20 protein-coding genes and 1 pseudogene are annotated in these 19,347 nt (G+C 57.3%); 9 read left to right on the top strand and 12 right to left on the bottom strand.

The features are described 5' to 3' along the window. The first annotated feature begins 214 nt into the window (after positions 1–214). Entirely contained in the window at positions 215–1,222 is a 1,008-nt protein-coding gene (locus tag CPY64_RS18280; RefSeq protein WP_042484841.1) for an AraC family transcriptional regulator, read from the top strand. Here the strand turns inward: CPY64_RS18280 and CPY64_RS18275 are convergent. Next, positions 1,219–1,731, bottom strand: coding sequence for a 2,4'-dihydroxyacetophenone dioxygenase family protein (locus CPY64_RS18275; protein WP_026483888.1), 513 nt, complete (start codon positions 1,729–1,731; stop codon positions 1,219–1,221). The two genes, CPY64_RS18280 and CPY64_RS18275, sit on opposite strands and share 4 nt — an antisense overlap. A 444-nt stretch (positions 1,732–2,175) precedes the next feature. Between CPY64_RS18275 and msuE the strand changes: the two genes are divergently transcribed. The 6 genes and pseudogenes from msuE (at position 2,176) to CPY64_RS18245 (ending at position 6,047) form a co-directional block, all read left to right on the top strand. Further along, a complete protein-coding gene (gene msuE / locus CPY64_RS18270) occupies positions 2,176–2,763 on the top strand; it encodes an FMN reductase (protein WP_042484843.1) in 588 nt (195 codons plus the stop codon). Continuing rightward, a complete protein-coding gene (ssuD, locus tag CPY64_RS18265) occupies positions 2,760–3,920 on the top strand; it encodes an FMNH2-dependent alkanesulfonate monooxygenase (RefSeq protein WP_042484846.1) in 1,161 nt (386 codons plus the stop codon). The genes msuE and ssuD overlap by 4 nt, the downstream gene beginning before the upstream one ends. After that, positions 3,917–4,771: an amidohydrolase family protein gene (locus tag CPY64_RS18260; protein WP_042484851.1), complete on the top strand. Its 855-nt coding sequence runs from the start codon at positions 3,917–3,919 to the stop codon at positions 4,769–4,771. Before ssuD ends, CPY64_RS18260 begins: the two co-directional genes overlap by 4 nt. A gap of 84 nt (positions 4,772–4,855) precedes the next feature. Continuing rightward, positions 4,856–5,146, top strand: a complete 291-nt coding sequence (locus CPY64_RS18255; RefSeq protein WP_042485281.1) for a nucleotidyltransferase family protein — start codon at positions 4,856–4,858, stop codon at positions 5,144–5,146. Next, positions 5,143–5,496: pseudogene (locus CPY64_RS18250) on the top strand (HepT-like ribonuclease domain-containing protein). The gene CPY64_RS18255 and the pseudogene CPY64_RS18250 overlap by 4 nt, the downstream one beginning before the upstream one ends. Beyond that, a complete protein-coding gene (locus CPY64_RS18245) occupies positions 5,490–6,047 on the top strand; it encodes a recombinase family protein (protein WP_042484854.1) in 558 nt (185 codons plus the stop codon). The pseudogene CPY64_RS18250 and the gene CPY64_RS18245 overlap by 7 nt, the downstream one beginning before the upstream one ends. 123 nt (positions 6,048–6,170) lie before the next feature. Here CPY64_RS18245 and CPY64_RS18240 read toward each other — a convergent pair whose 3' ends face one another. The 10 genes from CPY64_RS18240 to CPY64_RS18195 form a co-directional block, all read right to left on the bottom strand. Beyond that, on the bottom strand, positions 6,171–7,469 hold the full coding sequence (locus CPY64_RS18240) for an acyl-CoA dehydrogenase family protein (RefSeq protein WP_080723754.1): 1,299 nt from the start codon (positions 7,467–7,469) through the stop codon (positions 6,171–6,173). A gap of 12 nt (positions 7,470–7,481) precedes the next feature. Next, entirely contained in the window at positions 7,482–8,327 is an 846-nt protein-coding gene (locus tag CPY64_RS18235; RefSeq protein ID WP_052362938.1) for a MetQ/NlpA family ABC transporter substrate-binding protein, read from the bottom strand. Between the two features lie 74 nt (positions 8,328–8,401). Then, on the bottom strand, positions 8,402–9,829 hold the full coding sequence (locus CPY64_RS18230) for an LLM class flavin-dependent oxidoreductase (RefSeq protein ID WP_042484857.1): 1,428 nt from the start codon (positions 9,827–9,829) through the stop codon (positions 8,402–8,404). A 16-nt stretch (positions 9,830–9,845) separates the two neighbouring features. Continuing rightward, positions 9,846–10,670 (bottom strand): MetQ/NlpA family ABC transporter substrate-binding protein, encoded by an 825-nt coding sequence (locus CPY64_RS18225; RefSeq protein WP_069833394.1) that lies wholly within the window; start codon positions 10,668–10,670, stop codon positions 9,846–9,848. A gap of 167 nt (positions 10,671–10,837) precedes the next feature. Beyond that, positions 10,838–12,037: an SfnB family sulfur acquisition oxidoreductase gene (locus CPY64_RS18220; RefSeq protein WP_096917407.1), complete on the bottom strand. Its 1,200-nt coding sequence runs from the start codon at positions 12,035–12,037 to the stop codon at positions 10,838–10,840. Between the two features lie 4 nt (positions 12,038–12,041). Next, positions 12,042–13,307 (bottom strand): SfnB family sulfur acquisition oxidoreductase, encoded by a 1,266-nt coding sequence (locus CPY64_RS18215; RefSeq protein ID WP_042484860.1) that lies wholly within the window; start codon positions 13,305–13,307, stop codon positions 12,042–12,044. Between the two features lie 155 nt (positions 13,308–13,462). Then, positions 13,463–14,125, bottom strand: coding sequence for a methionine ABC transporter permease (locus CPY64_RS18210; RefSeq protein ID WP_026483900.1), 663 nt, complete (start codon positions 14,123–14,125; stop codon positions 13,463–13,465). After that, a complete protein-coding gene (locus CPY64_RS18205; protein WP_042484863.1) occupies positions 14,097–15,302 on the bottom strand; it encodes a methionine ABC transporter ATP-binding protein in 1,206 nt (401 codons plus the stop codon). Before CPY64_RS18205 ends, CPY64_RS18210 begins: the two co-directional genes overlap by 29 nt. 1 nt (position 15,303) lies before the next feature. Then, positions 15,304–16,146: a MetQ/NlpA family ABC transporter substrate-binding protein gene (locus CPY64_RS18200; protein WP_042484866.1), complete on the bottom strand. Its 843-nt coding sequence runs from the start codon at positions 16,144–16,146 to the stop codon at positions 15,304–15,306. Then, positions 16,146–16,973, bottom strand: a complete 828-nt coding sequence (locus tag CPY64_RS18195; protein ID WP_042484869.1) for a MetQ/NlpA family ABC transporter substrate-binding protein — start codon at positions 16,971–16,973, stop codon at positions 16,146–16,148. The genes CPY64_RS18200 and CPY64_RS18195 overlap by 1 nt, the downstream gene beginning before the upstream one ends. 336 nt (positions 16,974–17,309) lie before the next feature. Between CPY64_RS18195 and CPY64_RS18190 the strand changes: the two genes are divergently transcribed. Continuing rightward, the gene (locus CPY64_RS18190; RefSeq protein WP_035269329.1) at positions 17,310–17,573 is read left to right on the top strand and encodes a type II toxin-antitoxin system RelE family toxin; all 264 of its coding nucleotides are present in this window, start codon (positions 17,310–17,312) and stop codon (positions 17,571–17,573) included. After that, positions 17,557–17,883: a helix-turn-helix domain-containing protein gene (locus CPY64_RS18185; RefSeq protein WP_042484873.1), complete on the top strand. Its 327-nt coding sequence runs from the start codon at positions 17,557–17,559 to the stop codon at positions 17,881–17,883. Before CPY64_RS18190 ends, CPY64_RS18185 begins: the two co-directional genes overlap by 17 nt. 106 nt (positions 17,884–17,989) lie before the next feature. Here CPY64_RS18185 and CPY64_RS18180 read toward each other — a convergent pair whose 3' ends face one another. Next, a complete protein-coding gene (locus CPY64_RS18180; protein WP_009461207.1) occupies positions 17,990–19,180 on the bottom strand; it encodes an acetylornithine transaminase in 1,191 nt (396 codons plus the stop codon). Positions 19,181–19,347: the final 167 nt, after the last annotated feature.

Below are 19,347 nucleotides of genomic sequence, written 5' to 3'. Positions count from 1 at the left end.
CCGACTTCTTCAAGCCTCAAGCACGGCACCAAAAAACAGACGGCTTCTTTTAAACTTAAATAAAATAGAAGACCGTCTATCTATCTGTAAATAAAGAATATTCCAAAACCATCAAACCCCGATCAGGGATAGCCCCCATGCCCGCCCAGCCGCGCAACTTCTACACTAGGCACTGGTCACGCGCATCCTTATGCTCTGGAACAAGGGGTTCCCAATGTCGGCAGAAAATGGCTTGGATCTGTCGGTGTTGTACCGTCATCCAGTCTTTCATTCCCACAGCGCCGAGCTGTCTCATCAGCCACTGAGTCGGGCCATTTCCCGGCATGCCCTGCATTGGGGTCGCGGGCGCATCAACACCAGCCTGTACCGCCGAGATATTGATCAGATCAGCCTGATGCGGCTGGGCTACGGTGCCGAAGTGGAAATCCAGGCCGATGCCTTCGGAGACTTCTGTCTGGTGCAAATGCCCTTGCAAGGCACGGCCGAATTCATCAGCGATGGCCATCACAAATTAACAGCCTATCCCGGCGATATTGCGGTGGTATCCCCTCGCCACCATGTGCGCACCTTGTGGCAAGCCGGTTGCGAACAGCTGATCGTGAAGATCCCCTACAGCTTGTTTGATGGCGTGGGCCATCAGACGCTGACACAAGAAGGCTTGACCCGAGGCTGTGTCTACAAGCTGGACCCCTGTATGGGCCCGCAATGGGCCAACCTCATCCAGCACCTGCTTCTGCTCCCAGCGCAACATAGCGACCGTTCGGCCAGTTGGACGCAGCATATTGAAAGCAGCCTGGCTTTATTCCTATTATGTCATCCCGCCGACGAACAGGCTGTGCAGGCTCTGGTGGATGAATCCATGGGAGCCGCAGCCCGGGCAGGGCAAATGCGTCTGCTCCAGGCCAGGAGCTATGTGCTGGCGCATTTGCACAGCAACATCTCACTGGATGATCTGGCTCAGGCAGCGGGTGTGAGTCCCCGCTTCCTGCATCTGCTGTGCCGTCGTCACTACAAGCAGTCCCCCATGAGCTGGGTACGCAATCTGCGTCTGGACGCCGCCCATCAGGTGCTGCAAAGCCGACCCCGCCCCAATGTCACCGAGGTGGCACTGGCGCATGGCTTTGGGCATTTGGGGCGGTTTTCTGCCTACTATCAGCAACGCTTCAAGGAACTGCCCCATCAAACGGGGCAGACACGGCACACAAGCCTCAAACAGTCTTAAATGAACATGGACTGGTTGATGGGCAGATTGTGCTTCTTACAGTAGCTGGTGTAGTGGTCGATCATCCAGAACACATCAATGATTTCCAGGATATTGTCGTTCTCGTCCAGGAACTCGATGGGCGTGCCCAGGTGGAACAGGGTTTCCATGCCTTCATCGGATACCAGGGTGTGAGTGCGGCCGGGGCTTTCATGGATGTAATGGCCAGCGCGAGCCACCCAATCGTATTCCTCGTAACGCAGGCTGCCGGACAGGATGTAGCCGGTCACCACAGCGCGGTGACGGTGACGACCCAGGGAGCCACCCTTGTCGGCACGCATGATGTGCACCGAAGTGTTGTTGCGAATATCAAAGCTCAGGTGACGCAGCCAGATATTGGGGCCGAAAGGAATCCAGGGGGAGGTTTCTTCAGACGTATCGAAGTGGCCTTCAACCAGAGCGTATTCATCGCGTACCTTGTCGATGCGCTTTTCGATCTCGATGTAGGGTGGGGTGCTGTTTTGGGTCATGACTTGTCTCTCTCATAGAAATAAAAACCGCTGCGTGTATGACACAGTCGGATGCCAATCCCCCCGGATTGGCTTGTTTTCATTCTATGGATCCATTTGGCACCGAACTATCCAGCTCTGGCACAACACAGCGGCGCATTATCCAGTTCTGGCACTCCTGTTCCGATCAGCTTTTTTGCCCCCGAAAAACATGGGCGGCAGACTCTTCGCTTTACTCCTGACACTCTTCATATTCATGCCATTTGGCAGCTCATTTTTTCACATTCAACAATACTGATTTTCATAAGCAAATCAAAAGAGTAAGGACACTTATCGGCCATAAACACATGAGCGAATTGTCTTTCGTGACGACAGCGATCAGGCATGTAATACAAGGCATTGACTCGCACAGGTGCCCCCGTTTTCTGGCGGCATCTTGTCCTGATTTCACTGCAAGGAATTGCCATGAGCCGCCCTCTGAAAACCGTTATTGTGAATGGAAGCCTGCACCGTCCCTCCCGCACCCAAGTACTGCTGGACACGCTGCGCGACACACTGAACGATCAACTGGCACTGGACGTGCAAAACATCGAGCTGGTCAGCCTGCTGCCCGAACTGGGCGCGGCCCTGTCCACCGACGCCTTGCCCTCCCATGCGCATCAGGCCATCCAGGCCATTGAGCAGGCCGACTTTCTGATCGTGGGCTCGCCCATCTTTCGCGCAGGCATTCCGGGCCTGCTCAAGCACCTGTTCGATCTGGTCGACATGAATGCCCTGAACGGCACGCCTGTGCTGTTGGCTGCCACTGGTGGCAGCCAACGCCATGCTCTAGTCATTGAACATCAACTGCGTCCCCTGTTCAGCTTCTTCCAGTCTCTGACCTTGCCCATCGGAGTCTATGCCACGCCCGAAGAGATTCAGGATGGCGAAGTCACTAGTTCCGCCCTGCAACAGCACATCCAACGCACCGTTGATCTGGCAGTGCCTGTGCTGCACAGCATTCAAGCGCGCTTGCCGCTGCAAAACACCGTTCTGGAGGCCCAGGCAGCATGAGCCAAATCACCTCCACCACGCCCGATATTTTCTGGTTCCTGCCCACTTCGGGCGACACCCGCTATCTGGGCAAATCCGACTTTGGCCGCGCGCCCACCAACGAGTATCTGCGCAGCATTGCCGTCACCAGCGAGAACCTGGATTATGACGGCTTGCTGATTCCTACCGGCGCCTCTTGCCTGGACCCCTGGGTGGTGGCGGCCAGCCTGGTTCCTGTTACCCAGCGCATCAAGCTGCTGGTGGCACTACGTACCTCTTTGGGCGCGCCAGTCTCCAGCGCACGTCAGGCAGCGTCCTTGGACCAGGCCCTGCATGGCCGTTTGCTGCTGAATGTAGTGCCTGGCGGCGATGCCACCGAACTGGCGGCCGAAGGCGTATTTCTGGACCATGACTCCCGCTACGAATACGCCAATGAGTATCTGACGATCTGGCGTCAATTGCTCTCTGGCGACACCGTGAATTTTCAGGGCAAGCATTTCAAGGTGGAGAATGGCCGCAACTACTTCCCGCCTGTGCAGAAACCCTATCCGCCCTTGTACTTTGGCGGCTCCTCGGATGCCGCACACGAGCTGGCTGCCGAGCATGTCGATGCCTACCTGACCTGGGGCGAACCACCGGCTGCGGTGGGCAAGAAATTTGAGGACATCCGCCGCCGTGCCGCCGCCCGTGGCCGCAAATTAAGGCTGGGTGTACGCCTGCACGTGATCGTGCGCGAAACCAATGAGGAAGCCTGGGCCGAGGCGGATCGCCTGATCAGCAAATTGACGGACGAGGACATTGCCAAGGCGCAGGCCAATTACGCCAGCATGGACTCGGTAGGCCAGAAACGCATGGCCGCCTTGCACGGTGGCCGTCGCGATCAGCTGGAAGTCTCGCCCAATCTGTGGGCAGGCGTAGGACTGGTACGCGGCGGAGCAGGCACCGCCTTGGTAGGCGATGCCCAGACCGTGGCCCAGCGCTTGCAGGAATACATAGACCTGGGCGCGGACTCCTTCGTGCTCTCGGGCTATCCGCATCTGGAAGAATCCATCCGCTTTGCCGAGCTGGTATTTCCACTTCTGGGCAAACGCGCCGTCACCGTCAGTGATCGCGCCCAGACCGGCGGCGCCTTTGACGCACGCGGTGTTCAAAACCAGCAACTTTCTTCTGCATCATGAGCCAAAAAATAATCGATCTACGCTGCCGACCTGCCTTTCTGCACAAATTCTTCGGATCCGAACCTGGCTCGCCAGAACATGCTACCGCGCGTTGGCTGAACCGCCGCGTAGGCACTCGTGGCAGCGATACCCACTTTGAAAAGTCGCTGAGTCAGGAAGGCTTTCTTGAAGAAGTGCGCCAGGCTGGGCTGAGCAAAGCGGTCGTCGTAGGCCGCCACACGCCATCGCAACATTTGCCCAACGACACCATTCACCAGATCGTGCATGGACACGAAGAATTGCTGGGCATTGCCGGTATAGATCCGGCCCTGCAAGGCGAGCAAAAGGCCCTGGCCGAGGCGGAACGCGCCATCAAGGAGCTGGGTTTGTCGGGCATTGATATCGAGCCGGGTTTTGGTGTGCCGGCACGTCACCCCGATGATCCGATTTACTGGCCCGTTTACGAGCTGGCGCGACACCTGAAAGTGCCCGTCTTTTTGATGAGTGGTCCCACCACGCCAGACCCGCGCTACAACGACCCGGCCGGGCTGGCCAAAGTGGCCAAAGCCTTCCCGGATCTGCCTTTGGTGGTCTATCACGGCTATTGGCCCAATGTGCAGCAGGCCATAGGTCTGGCCTTTCTGCACGAGAACGTACATCTGGTGCCGGATATGTACATTTTCCAGCCAGGTCATGAGGGCTATGTGCAGGCAGCCAACAGCTTTCTGTCCGAGCAATTGCTGTTTGGCTCGTCCTACACCTTCCGCCCGATTCGCCAGAGTATTGAGGACTTCCAGCAGCTAGGTTTCAAGGATGCAATTCTGGACAAGCTGTTTTATGGCAATGCGGCCAGGCTGTTTCAACTCTCATAATAATTTCGATCTGAGAAACCAGGTCTTGAAATCCCATTCTCAATAACTTACCATTTTGATGAGTTTTGATAACAAGGGATGACCATGCGACCATCTGTTGTGCTCGACATGAACCGAGATGCAGTGCGTGAAGCCGTAAGTCGCTTTCGCACGGCGAATCCACGCGTCTTCGGTTCAATCCTACATGGCACCGACCAGGATGGCAGCGACATTGATTTGCTGGTTGACGCACTGCCTGGTGCGACGCTATTCGACCTGGGAGGCCTGCAAGACGAGCTGGAATCGCTGCTTGGTATTCACGTCGATTTGCTGACGCCCGGCGACCTGCCACCTAAATTCCGGGCCAAAGTGCTTGCAGAGGCGCAACCGGTATGAGCAAGTACCGTCTTCCGGATTACCTTGAGCACATGCAGCAAGCCGCAACCGATGCATGCGGTTTCATAGAAGGCCTGACCAGAGAAGATTTTCTTGGGGACAAACGAACCCAGCAGGCCGTCATCATTGGCGAGGCGGCCACGAAGGTAATGGATGGCTATATCGAGTTCGCTCAGACTCACGGACAAGTGCCATGGCGTAATATGCGCGGTATGCGCAACCGCATTGCCCACGGCTACTTCGACGTCAACCTCGATGTGGTGTGAGACACCGTGCAGACAGCACTACCAGAATTGCTCCAACAGTTACTTGCCGTTCGTCAGGATGCAGACGGCGACACGCCATGCTGATCGGCTATGCGCGCGTCTCGACGCAAGATCAGAACCTTGAATTGCAATGCGAAGCTTTGATTCAGGCCGGGTGCCAGAAGGTCTTTGAAGACAAGGTAAGTAGTACGCGAGCAAATAGTCCAGACTTGGCCAAGGCGCTCGAAATGCTGCGCGAGGGCGACACATTGGTTGTCTGGAAGCTCGACCGATTGGGCCACTCAGTCAAACAACTGGTCGATCTGGTGAGCGAACTGCGCACACAAGGTATCCAGTTCAGAAGCCTCACCGACTCCATCGACACCAGCACGCCGTCTGGTCGGTCCTTCTTCCACGTCATGGCCAGCCTGGCCGAGATGGAGCGCGAACTGACAGTCGAACGTACCCATACCGGGCTGGAAGTCGCCAAGCAGCTTGGCCGCAAGGGTGGTCGCAAACCCAAGATGAACGACAACAAAATCAAGTCAGCCAAGAAGCTGCTGGCCAGCGGTGTACCACTCAAGGACGTGGCCAAGAACCTGGACGTATCCGTTCCTACGCTTTATCGCTGGGTGCCAGCCTCATCACGCGCTTAGCGTACTATTTTGTCGTTGATTTACCCTGAGAGGCTGCGCGCTCACAGCTGACAACATAAAGGGCACGATTAATTCGTGCCCTTTATGTTTCCAAGAGGCGGCCCCGCTTCTGGTCGCATCAGCTCAACTCCCCTTGGTCCCCACATGCCAGTAGTACACAGGCTCGGCCTCGTTCAGCAAAATATCCCCCACCGAACGAGCCTTGTAGATTACCGGATTGTGCGAGGCCAAGGCTCGCGCATTACGCCAATGTCTATCCAGACGACGTGACTCCTCCAAGGCCGTAGAGCCACCCACATCAAACAGGCGCGTGGCCGCCCGCAAGACGGGCTCCACCACGGCTACTTGCGCCTGTGCAGTGCGTAACTCCAGAGCGTCCAAAGTTTCGCGGGGAACCTCCACGCCCGCCAGCCGCTGATCCGCAATGTTTTGCAGATGAGCCGCCACATCACGTACCGCCAGCTGGGCGATATAGGCCGTGCTGGCCAGTTCTCCCACAATATGCTGCACCAAGGGGTCGTCCTTGGGCAGCGCCGCACTGCCATGGCTAAAGACACGCTTGCGCGCCTGCACATAAGCCACTGCATCACGCTGCAAGGCTTGGGCAATACCCGCCAGGGTCGCCAAATGCACCAGCTGAAAGTAGGCCACCAAAGGCGTGGGTTCCTGACGTGGGAAACGGATGATGGCGCTCTCGGGCACGAGCACATCTGTCAGTACCGTTGTGCCGGAACCCGTCAACCTTTGTCCAAAGCCATGCCAGTCATCCAGACGCTCCACACCCTCCTGGTCGGTGGCAACCACGGCATGTACCGTTTCATCTTCCTGCCCCGTCCCTGTACTGCGGGCCACCACGGTGACCCAATCCGCGTACAAGGTGCCAGTGCTGTAGAACTTGCGGCCATTCAAACGCCATTGCCCGGCCTGCTCAGGATCGGGTTCCAGCGTGGTTTGCAACTGTCCGACAGCGCCCAAGCCAGTCTCGGTTGTGGCATTGCCAAAGATCGCTCCTTGGCCTGCCAGCGGCAGCCACTGCGCTTGCGTGGCCTCATCCCGATCAATCAGCAAGCGGTCGATGAAACCAAAATGAGGCCGCAGAATTTGGGCGACATTTGAATCCGCCGCAGCCAGCTCCTGAAACAGCTCAAAGAACACCGGGATGGAGACACCACTGCCACCCCATTGAGGCGGCACACGCAGAGCCGTAAAACCGCTATCTTTCAGCCACAGAATGGGCGCATAGGCCAAGGTACGGGTGTGCTCGCGCTCCGCAGCGGTATCGGCAATGCGCTGAAAGAGGGCGCTGAAACGGGTACGCAAAGCAGCCAGGTCGGACGCTCGTACACTTGTGGGCGCTGCCTTTTCTGGCAAAGGCCGGTGTGCTGCAACATCAGAGGCAAAAACAGCAGTGTCAGTAATCATGATGTTCAGCCCTCAAGGAGCCTGCGTAATGGAGGCATGGCCCGCCGACTTCCACGGCAAGGAATACAGCTTCTTGTCCCCCGCAAAAGACGCGTCGATCTGCGCGGCTACGGCAGGAGAGTTTTGATAAAGATCCACAAACTGGCGTATGCGCGGATCCTCTCTATGGCTGCTTCTAGCCACAAAGCGAATCGCGTAGTACAGATCATCCACCGTGGAATACTGCAAAGCCTTGCTGGCCAGCTCGGCCTGCCCGGCATTCACAAAATGGGCCGGATAACCCTGGACCAGGGGCAGGTCATCGGCTGCCCGCACCAATTGCGGCCCTTCGACTTCCACGATGCGCAGCTTTCTGGGGTTGGCCGTCACATCATGAGTCGAGGCACGTGCCGCCACACCGTCTTTCAACTGAATCAGGCCCGCCGCTTGCAAGAGCAGCAAGCCACGCGCCTGATTCACCGGGTCATTGGCCACCCCAACAGAAGCGCCTTCGGGTAGCGCGTCCAAGGACTGATACTGCTTGGAATACAAGCCAATATTGGGCAGCAAACCGTAAGCCACACTTTCAATGGCATAGCCACCTTCTTTGACAGCATTGTCCAAAAAAGCCTGATGCTGGAAGTAATTCAGATCCAGGTCCCCCGATGCCAGAGCCGTATTGGGTGTGGTCCAGTCGGTGAACTCGATGACTTCTACCTCCAACCCAATTTGCCTGGCCTCCTTGGCCGCCACGGCGACAGAGTCGGCCAAAGAACCGGGGGTGACACCAATTTTCAACGCAGCAGCAGACACTTGGCCCGCAAGGCCCAAGGCTGCCAAGGCAAACACAGCACGAATAGAAAAACGGGCAAACAACATGGTCCTGGCCTTATAAAAGTGCTCGTAAGAAAAGGGGATTCAAGGCAGCGGATACAGGCTCTTTCCTGCTCGAATCAGCTTGCCTGCAAGGCAGAGGTGGGCGCCTCATCCGATCCTGCTTCCGGGGTCGAGCCGGACTCCAAATGCCGCCACTGTGCGGCAGGGTGAGTGGCAGATACCCGATCACCTTGCCCAAACAGTTGCTGGCGCAGGGTTCCACCTTCATAAGCGGTGCGATAGCGGCCCCGATCTTGCAGTTCGGGCACGATATGGCTGGCGAAGTCCTCCCAGGTTTCGGGCACGACGATGCGGGTCAGGTTGAAGCCGTCGATCTCGCCTTCATCAATCCAGGTACTTAGCGCATCCGCCACTTGCTGCGGGTCCCCCACAATGGTTTTGTAGCGGCTACCCAGCGTGAATTGCTCCAACAGCTTGCGGCGCGTCGTCCAGCCTTGTTTCTGGGCCGCTGCCGCTGCGGACTGAATCGCGTTGCTGGGGCCAAAGCGGATGGGTTCGTCCAGGTCATACTGGGCAAAATCCACGCCCGTGCTGGCCGCAAAGTGCGCCAACCCGCCTTCGGAACTGGCATGGGCAAGATAGTCGGCATACTTCTCTTTAGCCTCGGCTTCCGTGGCACCCGTGACGACCGCCACGCCCGCATAAATCTTCAGATCCTGCGCTTGCCGCCCTGCATTGATCGCGGCCTGACGCAACTTGCGGGACGAGTCCCTGGCCGCTTCCGGGTCCCGCGCACCGATGAAAACGCCTTCGGCATGCTGCCCGGCAAACTGCAGCCCTCGCGCCGAGGTGCCAGCCTGGAACAGCAGAGGTGTGCGCTGGGGCGAGGGCGCGCTCATATGAATCGCATTGCTGCGATAAAACGGCCCTTCGTGATGCACGGTATGCACTTTCTCGGGCAGCGCATGGATGCGACGCTGCTTGTCGGCAATCAGCGCGCCATCTTCCCAACTGCCTTCCCACAGCTTGTAGGCCAATTGCAGAAAGTCCTCGGCCCGGTCATAGCGGCTGTCATGCGCATCCAGACCATCTTGCCCCAAGCCCCGCGCCCCGCTATCCACATAGCCAGTCACGATGTTCCAGCCTATGCGGCCATTGCTTAGCTGATCCAGCGTGCTGACATCCCGTGCGAAGGTGTAGGGGTGATGCGCCGCCACCGATGCCGTCAGACCAAAGCCAATATGCTGCGTGACCGCCGCCATGGCCGAAACCAGCAGCCAGGGATTGTTCACGGGCAGTTGAATGCCTTCACGCAGCGTCAAGTCCACACCTTGCTGGTAGACGTCGTAATAGCCAACCACATCCGCCAAAAAAATGCCGTCGAACAAGCCTTTTTCCAGAGTTTTGGCCAGATCCGTCCAGTACTTCAGGGTGTGGTATTGCGTGGATTGATCACGCGGATGCGTCCACAAACCATGGTGGATATGGCCCACGCAATTCATATTGAAGGCGTTGATATGGATGTGTTTCTTGGGCTGCGTCATGGGGCATTCTCCTTGCTTAGTGCGGCAACCAGGTCAGGCGATACAGCTTTTTCTCGCCCTGGTAGAACTGATCGATTGCCTCGCGCACAGCGGGCGATGTTTTGTAGACCTCCAGGAACTGGGCAATGCGCGGATCTTCCGTCCTGTCGCTACGGGCCACAAACTGAATCGCCCAGGAATCGTCCTCGTAACTGGTCAAGGACAAGGCCTTGGTGGCATCGAAAGCGTTGGAAGCCAGGATGAAATACGGAAAGCCCTGGGCCAGATCCACGTCCTGCGTGGCTCGTGCCAATTGCGGGCCTTCCACTTCCACAAACTTCAAGTTTTGGGGGTTGGAAACAATGTCATCCGGAGTGCCCAGCAAGCCGGTTTCAGGGCGCAGCGTGATCAAGCCCGCATGCTGCAACAGGCGCAGCCCACGGCCTACGTTGACGGCGTCACTGGCAATTGCCACTTTTGCGCCATCGGGCAAATCAGCCAAGGTGGCGTGCTTGAGGGAATACAGGCCCAGGTAAGACAAAATGCCCGGCTGCACACTGACCAGTTTGAAGCCCTTGTCGCGCACGGCATTGGCCAGGTAATTGCTGTTCTGGTAGTAGTTCAGATCAATATCGCCCGCATCCAGCGCCACATTCGGTGTGGCCCAATCGGTAAATTCGATCACCTGCACATCCACTCCCTGCTTCTTGGCCTCCTGCGCAGCAACGGCCACCGAGTCCGCAAAAATGCCGGGCACAACACCGATTTTCAAAGGAGCTGCGGTCGCTGTGCTACTCAGCAAAGTGGCGGTAGAAACGAGGCTTAGTGCCATCAGTTTTTTCAAAATTTTCGAGATAGTCATCAATCAAAATCCAGATAAAAGAGAAAGGCTCGTGGCCTAAAAAAAACAGGCCATATCGAAGTGCATGTATGCCTTGCTAAAACATATTTATTGGCTCGCCTTGAGCCATGTGGAGCATCTGTTCTGCATCCTTGCAGCCGTGCCAAAACACGGTTTTTCAGGTGGCATCACAAAGCACCATGACGCGGCGGACGCACGCCATTCAGGGCGTAGTTGCCAATGGCGTGATACTTCCAGCGCACCGGGTCATGCAGGGTATGGACGCGAGCATTGCGCCAGTAACGATCCAGACCATGCTGGGCTTGCGTAGAGCTGGTCCCCCCCAGCTCAAACAGCTTGCTGCCTGCCAACACACTGGCGCTAGTAGCCAGGGCTTTGGCCTGTGCGACGGCAATGGAGGCCTGAGCCACGCTGTCCTCATCCGGTGCTTGCTGGGCGGCGTCCACAAAACGGGCAGCGCGGGCCAGCAGCGCTTGCGCGGCACGCAGGCGAACATGCACATTGCCCACTTCCTGCAATAGCAACGGGTCCTGTGCGGCGCTGTCCACACCAGCGGCAATCCAGGGGCGGCTGTGCTCGCGTATGAAGGGCAAGGTGGCCTCGAAAGCCCCTTGGCCTATGCCCAAATCCAGTGCAGCGTGGATGATCTGGGCGTAGGGGCCAATGGTGGTCGGACGCTCGAAGGAATCCGTGAACGGCACAACCCATTGCGGCTGCACAGGAACACGCGTGAACTCCACCGAACCACTGCCTGTGACACGTTGGCCAAAGCCGTCCCAATCGTCTGTCAGCGTGACGCCTGCAGCCCCGCGCGGTACAAAAACCAGATACAGGCGGCCATCATCAGGCGAGGTCGTCAGCGTGGGAATCCAGTGTGCAAACAGCGAGCCCGTGCAATAGAACTTGCGGCCGTCTACAAACCAGCCATCCGGCTCTTTCAGCAATTGCGTGCGACGTACAAAGTCCTTCTTGCCGATCTCCGCCAATGCATTGCCAAAGCGTTTGCCTTGCAGCACCTGATCGTAGAAAAAGGCTTTTTGCTCGTGCGTCGCCCCCACGCGCAACACTTCCAGCGCGTAATAGTGGTTTTGCGGGATATGGCCAAAGTTGCCATCAGCCTGGGCGATGCGCTGCACGACACGGGTAAGCACATCGGTGGAAACGCCCGCTCCCCCGTATTCTTTGGGGACCGTAATGCCCCACAAACCGCTTTGACTGAATTGCTCCACCTCGCGATGCGGCAAAGTACGGTCGCGGTCACGTTCCAGCGCATCCTGGGCAATGAATTGTGCAAACTGCTCGGCTGCTTGCAGCGCTTCGGCTTCGGACTGGATGATATGTACAGATGTAGAAAGCGGTGTAGTCATGGCCTCAATTCCATTGGTGATAAGACGGCGAGGCGCCATTGAGCAGGTAATTGCCCAGCAAGTGATATTTCCAGCGTACCGGGTCATGCAAGGTGTGCACACGGGCATTGCGCCAGTGGCGGTCCAGGTTATGAGCTGCACGGGTCGACGACGAGCCAGCCAAGGCAAAGAGCTGTTCACTGGCGTTCAGGGCGGCTTCCGTCGTCAGGATCTTGGCCTCGGCAACAGCCACGGAAGCGCGGGCACTGCTGTCCGCATCCACGGGCCTGGCGGCCAATTCATCCAGCAAACGTGCTGCCTCCAGCAAGACTTCCTGAGCAGCATCCACCTCAATCTGCAAGGCACCCACTTCCTGAATGATGTGAGGGTCCTGCGTGGCACTGGCCACACCCGAATCGGTCCAGGGGCGCGCACGATTGCGGACAAATTCCAGCGCATCCTGCAAGGCACCCTGGGCGATACCGGCATCAATACTGGCTTGAATCAGTTGAGAAATCGGGCCTGACAGGGACGGTTTATCCACAAAACGCCAGCTTTCCAGCACATGGTCTTCCTCGACCAGAACCTGATCGAACACCACGCTGCCACTGGCGGTGGTGCGTTGCCCAAAGGCATTCCAGTCATCAATCACCTGCACACCAGGCGCATCGCGGCGTACCCAGACTTGCACGCCACGGCCTTGCTGATCCGCGGCTCGGAAAGGAATCCAATGCGCGAACAAGGCGCCGGTTGAATAAAAGCGTGTACCGCTGACACGCAAGCGGCCATCCGCTGCCCGCGCAAGATGGGCAGTGATGTCGGTAATTACCGCTGCCTTGCCCTTTTTCTCCGGCCCGCCATTGCCTAAACGTGCGCCTTGCAGCACCGCCTTGAACCAACGCTGCTTTTGAGATTCGGTGCCGATGTCTTTCAGGTTCTGGATCAGCGCGAAATGGTTTTGCGGGATCTGACCCAGGGAAGGATCAGCCGCGCTGATGATGGCAAACACCTGCACCAGCGTTTCGTTGGAAGCTTCCAGACCGCCATAGGCTTTGGGGATAGTGATGGTACCCAGGCCACTGGCGGTATAGCGCTCTATCTCGTCCCAGGGAAGCTGGCGCAGGCGGTCGCGCTCGGCAGCGGTTTGAGCAAATTCAGTGGCCAATTGCCGAGCAATGGCGAGGGCTTCGGCCTCGCTGCCAATCACATGAGGCTGTTGGGGGGGCAAGGGCAGACGCTGCTTTGCAGATGCTTCGGGCAAAGCTCCGCCCTGAGTAATCCGATCATTCATACGGCACTCTTTTCAATGACTAAAAACGGTAGGGATAGACGCAGCTTCCAGCACCTGCGTCCCGGCTCAAGACAGAGCGTCCGAGCAAACAAAGAACATCACATTCCTTGCCAAGGCGACGCCACTACGTGCGCCAGCCCTTGGCCGCACTCGGATCAACGTGCGCGCAGCCACTGCACGTAGCGGTCGCCGGCAAACTGCACCACAGTCACTAAAGCAATCAACACGGCAATCACGATCAGCATCACCTGCGTATCAAAACGCTGATAGCCGTAGCGGATCGCCAAATCACCCAGGCCACCGGCACCGACCGCACCGGCCATGGCCGAGGAGCTGATCAAGGCCACGATGGTGATGGTGAAGCCACCCACAATGCCGGGCAGTGCCTCGGGCAAGTAGACGTGGCGCACGATGTCCCACTTCTTGCAGCCCATGGCTTGAGCCGCTTCAATCAGGCCCGAGTCCACCTCGCGCAGGCTGACCTCGGCAATCCGTGCGAAGAACGGCGTGGCGCTGATTGCCAGGGGCACAATAGCCGCCCACACTCCAATCGTGGTGCCTGCCAGCAAACGCGTGAAGGGGATCAAGGCGACCAGCAGAACAATGAAGGGCGTGGCCCGAAAACCATTCACCACGCTACCCACCGCCCGGTTGATCCTGGGCGACTCCCAAAAGCCATGAGGGGCCGTCACAATCAAGAGCACCGCCAGCGGAATACCAGCCAGAAAGGCGATGCCCCCCGACACGCCCACCATCATCAGCGTGTCCAGAAACGCCTGCCAATAACGTTCAGCGGGGATACTCAGATTCCACAACATATCCAATGTCCTCAATGTGATGCGCGATGGCCGCCGGGCCTTGCGTCAGGGATTTCAAATCGGGCAGGCTTACATGCCCCTCAATGGCGACCAGCAAACGCCCATGCGCATGGCCCTGGATGCGGTCCACGCCGCCATGCACCAGCTGCGGCTGGCCGGGCAGGCTGCGGGCAATGCGCAGCAAATCCGGCTCCCAGCCACCTTCGCCGCTGTAGCTCAATTGCAGGATGCGGCTATAGGTCCCGGTTTCAGGAGGCTGCTGCACCAGACGCGCTTGCAAGTCCTCCGGCAAGGTGTGCTGCAAGGGCGCCAGCAGCGCCTTGGTGGCGTCATGCTGCGGTTTGCCAAATACACGCCAGACCTCGCCCAGCTCGGCAATGCGGCCTTTTTCCAGCACCAGCACGCGGTCGGCAATTTCACGGATCACGCTCATCTCGTGCGTAATCAGCACGACGGTGATGCCCAGACGGCGGTTAATGTCCTTGAGCAGACTCAGGATGGACTGCGTAGTCTCCGGGTCCAGTGCCGAAGTGGCCTCATCGCACAGCAAAATCTCCGGGCCAGTTGCCAAGGCGCGAGCAATGCCCACACGCTGCTTTTGCCCACCCGACAAACGACTGGGATAGGTATCGGCCTTGTCTTGCAAGCCGACCAGTTGCAGCAGTTCCTGAACGCGCGGGGCAATGTCCTGCGCCGACACACCGGCTACCTTCAAGGGCAAGGCCACGTTCTCGTACACCGTCTTGGCAGACAGCAAATTGAAGTGCTGAAAAATCATGCCAATGCGGCGACGCAGCTGCACCAGCTCCGACTCATTCAGACGGGCAATGTCCACGCCATCTACCAATACCTGGCCGCTGCTTGGGCGCTCCAGCCGGTTGATGGTGCGCAGCAAACTGGATTTACCCGCGCCACTGCGACCAATAATGCCGAAGATGCTGCCCGGCTCTATGTCCAGATCAATGTCCTGCAAGGCAGGCACAGCGCCTGCCGAGGACTGATAGATTTTGGACAGATTACGAAAGGCCACGCTGCCTGCCTTGACGACGCTGGGTTGCTGTTCCAGTTCCGCTTTGACAGACGCACTGGCCTTGTGAACCTCGCGCTGTCCTGCGGCCTGTTCGGCGGTATCGCGCAACTCGTCCAAATTACGCCGTAGTGCTGATGTGTATGCCATATCACTTGCTCGCTGTGCTGCTGCCTTGCCAGGGCAAGGTGTACAGATGGGGGTTGTGATCAAAGCGGTCTGCAATCGTGTTGCGTACCGCTTGCGACTGCTGGAACAGCTCCACGAACTGTTTCAGAGCAGGGTCGTTGACGCGGTCTTTGCGCGTGACAAAACCCATTGCATAAAAGGTGTCGGCAATGCCGGAATAGACCAGGGCCTTGCCCGCATCCGCCTTGCGGCCAGCGCTGACGAAATAGCTGGGCCAGACGACGGCCAGATCCACATCCGGCAGGGAATGAATCAACTGCGGGCCTTCAATTTCCACCAGCTTGAGCTGCTTGGGGTTGTCCACCACATCATTGACCGTAGCCCCGGTATCCAGACCATGGCGCAAGGTAATCAGGCCCGCTTTTTGCAGCAGCAACAGGCCACGGCCCTGATTGACCGGATCATTCGGCAAGGACACGGTTGCGCCCTTGGGAACCTGGTCCAGAGACTGATACTTGTTCGAGTACAGGCCAATGTTTTGCAGCAAGCCCAGACCAATCAATTCCAGGTCGTAACCACGCTCTTTGATGGCATTGTTCAGAAAGGCTTCGTGCTGGAAGAAATTCACATCAATATCGCGGTTATTGACGGCCTCGTTGGGTAGCGTCCAATCCGTAAATTCCACCAGCTGAATATCCAGTCCCTGCTTCTTGCCTTCCGGGATCAGCGCTTGCACCGCATCCGAGGTTGCACCGGGAATGGAGCCCACTTTAATCACGGCAGCAGAGCTGCTGAACGGCAGGGCAGCGGCAAACAGAATGCCCAGCGTCCAACGCTGCACGCGAGAGGAGAAAATCGCCGTCATTATTTCGCCCCTCCTTGGGTATTCAGCCAGGCCAGGGTGTAGAGACGTTCGTCGTTATTGAATGCTGCACGCGACACGTCACGTACAGACTGCGAGTTTTGATAGATGGAAATGAACTTTTGAATGACAGGATCGTTGGTGCGGTCCGCTTTCACCACGAACTGAATCGCAAACTGCGCATCTTCAATACCGGAGTAGGCCAGACCACTGGAAGGATCAAAGGCTTTGGCCGCCACGATGAAATGCGGATAGCCCTGGGCAATATCCACATCACCCGTAATACGCACCAGCTGCGGGCCTTCCACTTCCACAAAGCTGAGCTTTTTGGGGTTCTCGACAATGTCATCCAGGCTGCCCAGATAACCGACCTCTGGCTTGAGCTTGATCAGCCCGACTTTTTGCAGCAACAGCAGACCACGGCCCTGGTTCACGGGATCGTTGGCAATGCCTACCTTGCCGCCCTGGGGGACTTGGTCCACCGCCTGATGCTTGAGTGAATACACTCCCACATTGGCCAAAATACCCGTGCCCGCGCTGGCCAGCTTGTAGCCGTTTTTCTCGATGGCGTTTTTCAGGAAAGGCTGGTGCTGGAAGTAATTGATATCAATATCGCCGTTATCCACAGCCACATTGGGCGTGGTCCAGTCAGTGAACTCAATCACCTCGACATTGATGCCTTGGGCCTTGGCATCCTGGGCTGCGGCATTGATGGAATCGGCATAGGCGCCCGGCACCACGCCAATGCGTAAGGAGTCGGCGGCAATGGCCGGAGAAACAGCCAGCACAAGGGCACTAGCTACGATGAGTTTGGACAGATGCTGGAGCATGGTAAACAGTGCCTCACGAGGTGGGCCTGCACTTGCAGGCAAATCTTGGAAGCTTCTATTACATCGACTCCGTTCCCCTGGCACCACAACAGAACAATCATTTACTTATGCTGGCTAACAGCTGGATGAAATTACCTCAAGTTATTGATATTTATATTATTTTTTAAAATAAACTAAATACTGACAACGTTGGTATTTGTGATATTTCGTGCGCGTTTCAAGTTAGCCGTGGGAGTGCAAGAACAGGAGTCAAAAATGGTTTTTTTGCCGTCCTCCGCGCAATTTTTCCAAACTTATATCAAGTAACTTAACTTATAATTAACTTATATTTTGTCCATGAACTCGATATTCTGGACACCCAAAGCCGCCAAACAACTGCGCAAGATCGACAGGCAACACCAAGGCGCTATCCGCGACGGTGTCGGCAACTTGGCTGACATGCCCAATTGCTCCGGATCGCAGAACATCAAAGCGCTGACGAATCACCAGTATGGCTATCGCCTGCGCATCGGAAACTATCGCGTCCTGTTTGATTGGGACGTAGAGATAAGAATTATCGACATCCAGGAAGTGAGAAAGCGCGATGAACGCACGTACTAATATTCAGATCATCAATGGCCCGGACGGCAATCCCGCTTTTGTCGTGATTCCCTACGAAGACTACATCGCCAGCCAGACCCAGGACGGCGGGCTGATCCCCCACGCCGTCGTCAGCAGCACGATCGACGGTGCAACACCGGTTCGGGCATGGCGTGAACACCTTGGGCTGACACAGGCAGAGCTGGCCGCTCGTCTGGGTATCAGCCAATCTGCCTATGCTCAGCAAGAGAGCAGCGAGCGGCTACGCAAAAGCAGCCTGGAGCGCATTGCCGCCGCGCTTGGGATTACACCTGAGCAACTCGACTTCTAAGCCAGGAACGGCGGTTTGCAAGCCCACCAGACCCGCAGGGCTACAAAAATCCAAAGACCAAAAAAAATCCGCCCGAAGGCGGATTTCTTTACAGCACGCTGGCAGCTTAGCCGCGAACCTTGACCAGAATTTCGTCCAGCCAGGCCAGCATCAGGTCGATTTCGTCGGCCGTGATGTTCAGGGCTGGCATGAAACGCAGCAGGTTAGGACGTGGCGAGTTCAGCAGCATGCCTTCTGGAGCGCGGTCGCGGGCAGCAGCCACGATTTCCGGGCCGTCGTCCTGATCCAGGATCAGGGCACGCAGCAGGCCTTCGCCACGCTCACCGTTCATGCCCCACTTGGCGCTGATGGCCAGCAGGCCTTCGGACAGTTGCTTGGCGCGGGCGTTGACCGACTCCAGGAAGCCAGGAGCAGCCAGTTCGTCGAACACGGCTACGCCAGCAGCGGTCATCAGGGGGTTACCGTTGTAGGTACCGCCCTGGTCGCCTGGCTGGAAGCAGGACACTTCTTCGCGGGCACACAATGCCGACAGAGGCACGCCGCCACCAATGCCTTTACCCAGGGTCATGATGTCAGGACGGATGCCCGAGTGTTCGTAGGCAAACATGGTGCCAGTACGGCCCATGCCGGTTTGCACTTCGTCCACGATCAGCAGCAACTTGTGCTCGTCAGCCAGAGCGCGCAGGCCCTTCATGAATTCCACGGTAGCGGGAATAACACCGGCCTCGCCCTGTACGGGTTCGAGCATGATGCCCACGGTTTGATCGTCGATCAGCGCGCGCACGGATTCCAGATCGTTCAGCTTGGCTTTAGGAAAACCGTCGACCTGAGGAGCAAACATGCGATCCCAGCCGGGCTTGCCGGACAGGGACATGGTGGCCAGGGTACGGCCATGGAAAGAATGCTCAAAAGAAATGATCTTGTAAGCGTTGTTCTTGTTGATCTGACCCCATTTGCGCGCCAGCTTGATGGCGCCTTCGTTGGCTTCGCCACCACTGTTGGCAAAGAACACGCGATCAAAGCAGGAATGTTCCACGATGCGTTTGGCCAGCTCGATAGAGGGCTCGTTGTAGAACGCAGGCGAGGGGTTGATCAATTTGGACGCTTGTTCGGTGATCGCCTTGATCACGTTGGCAGGGCTGTGGCCCAGCGCGTTCACGGCCCAGCCCTGGACGGTGTCCAGGTATCGCTTGCCGTTGTGATCTTGCAACCAGGAACCTTCTCCTCGCACAAAGACCAACTCCGGACGCTGGGTAATTTCCATTAATGCACGTACACCGGCCCGATCGAATTCCATAACGGCAAACCTTGATGAAAATGAAAGAAGAAAAAATAAACCAGCCCGGCGGCTGGACAATTAATTCTAACGCAGCACGCCCCCAGCAGGACGCTTATGCCTGGGACAATGGCCATCTGGCCGTGGATTGTCCCTTTTCTGGTACAAGTTGATGCGAAAACAGCGCG

The sequence above is a fragment of the Alcaligenes faecalis genome (assembly GCF_002443155.1).
In the GTDB taxonomy this organism is placed as follows: domain Bacteria; phylum Pseudomonadota; class Gammaproteobacteria; order Burkholderiales; family Burkholderiaceae_B; genus Alcaligenes; species Alcaligenes faecalis.
This window is presented reverse-complemented; position numbering and strand designations above follow the sequence as displayed.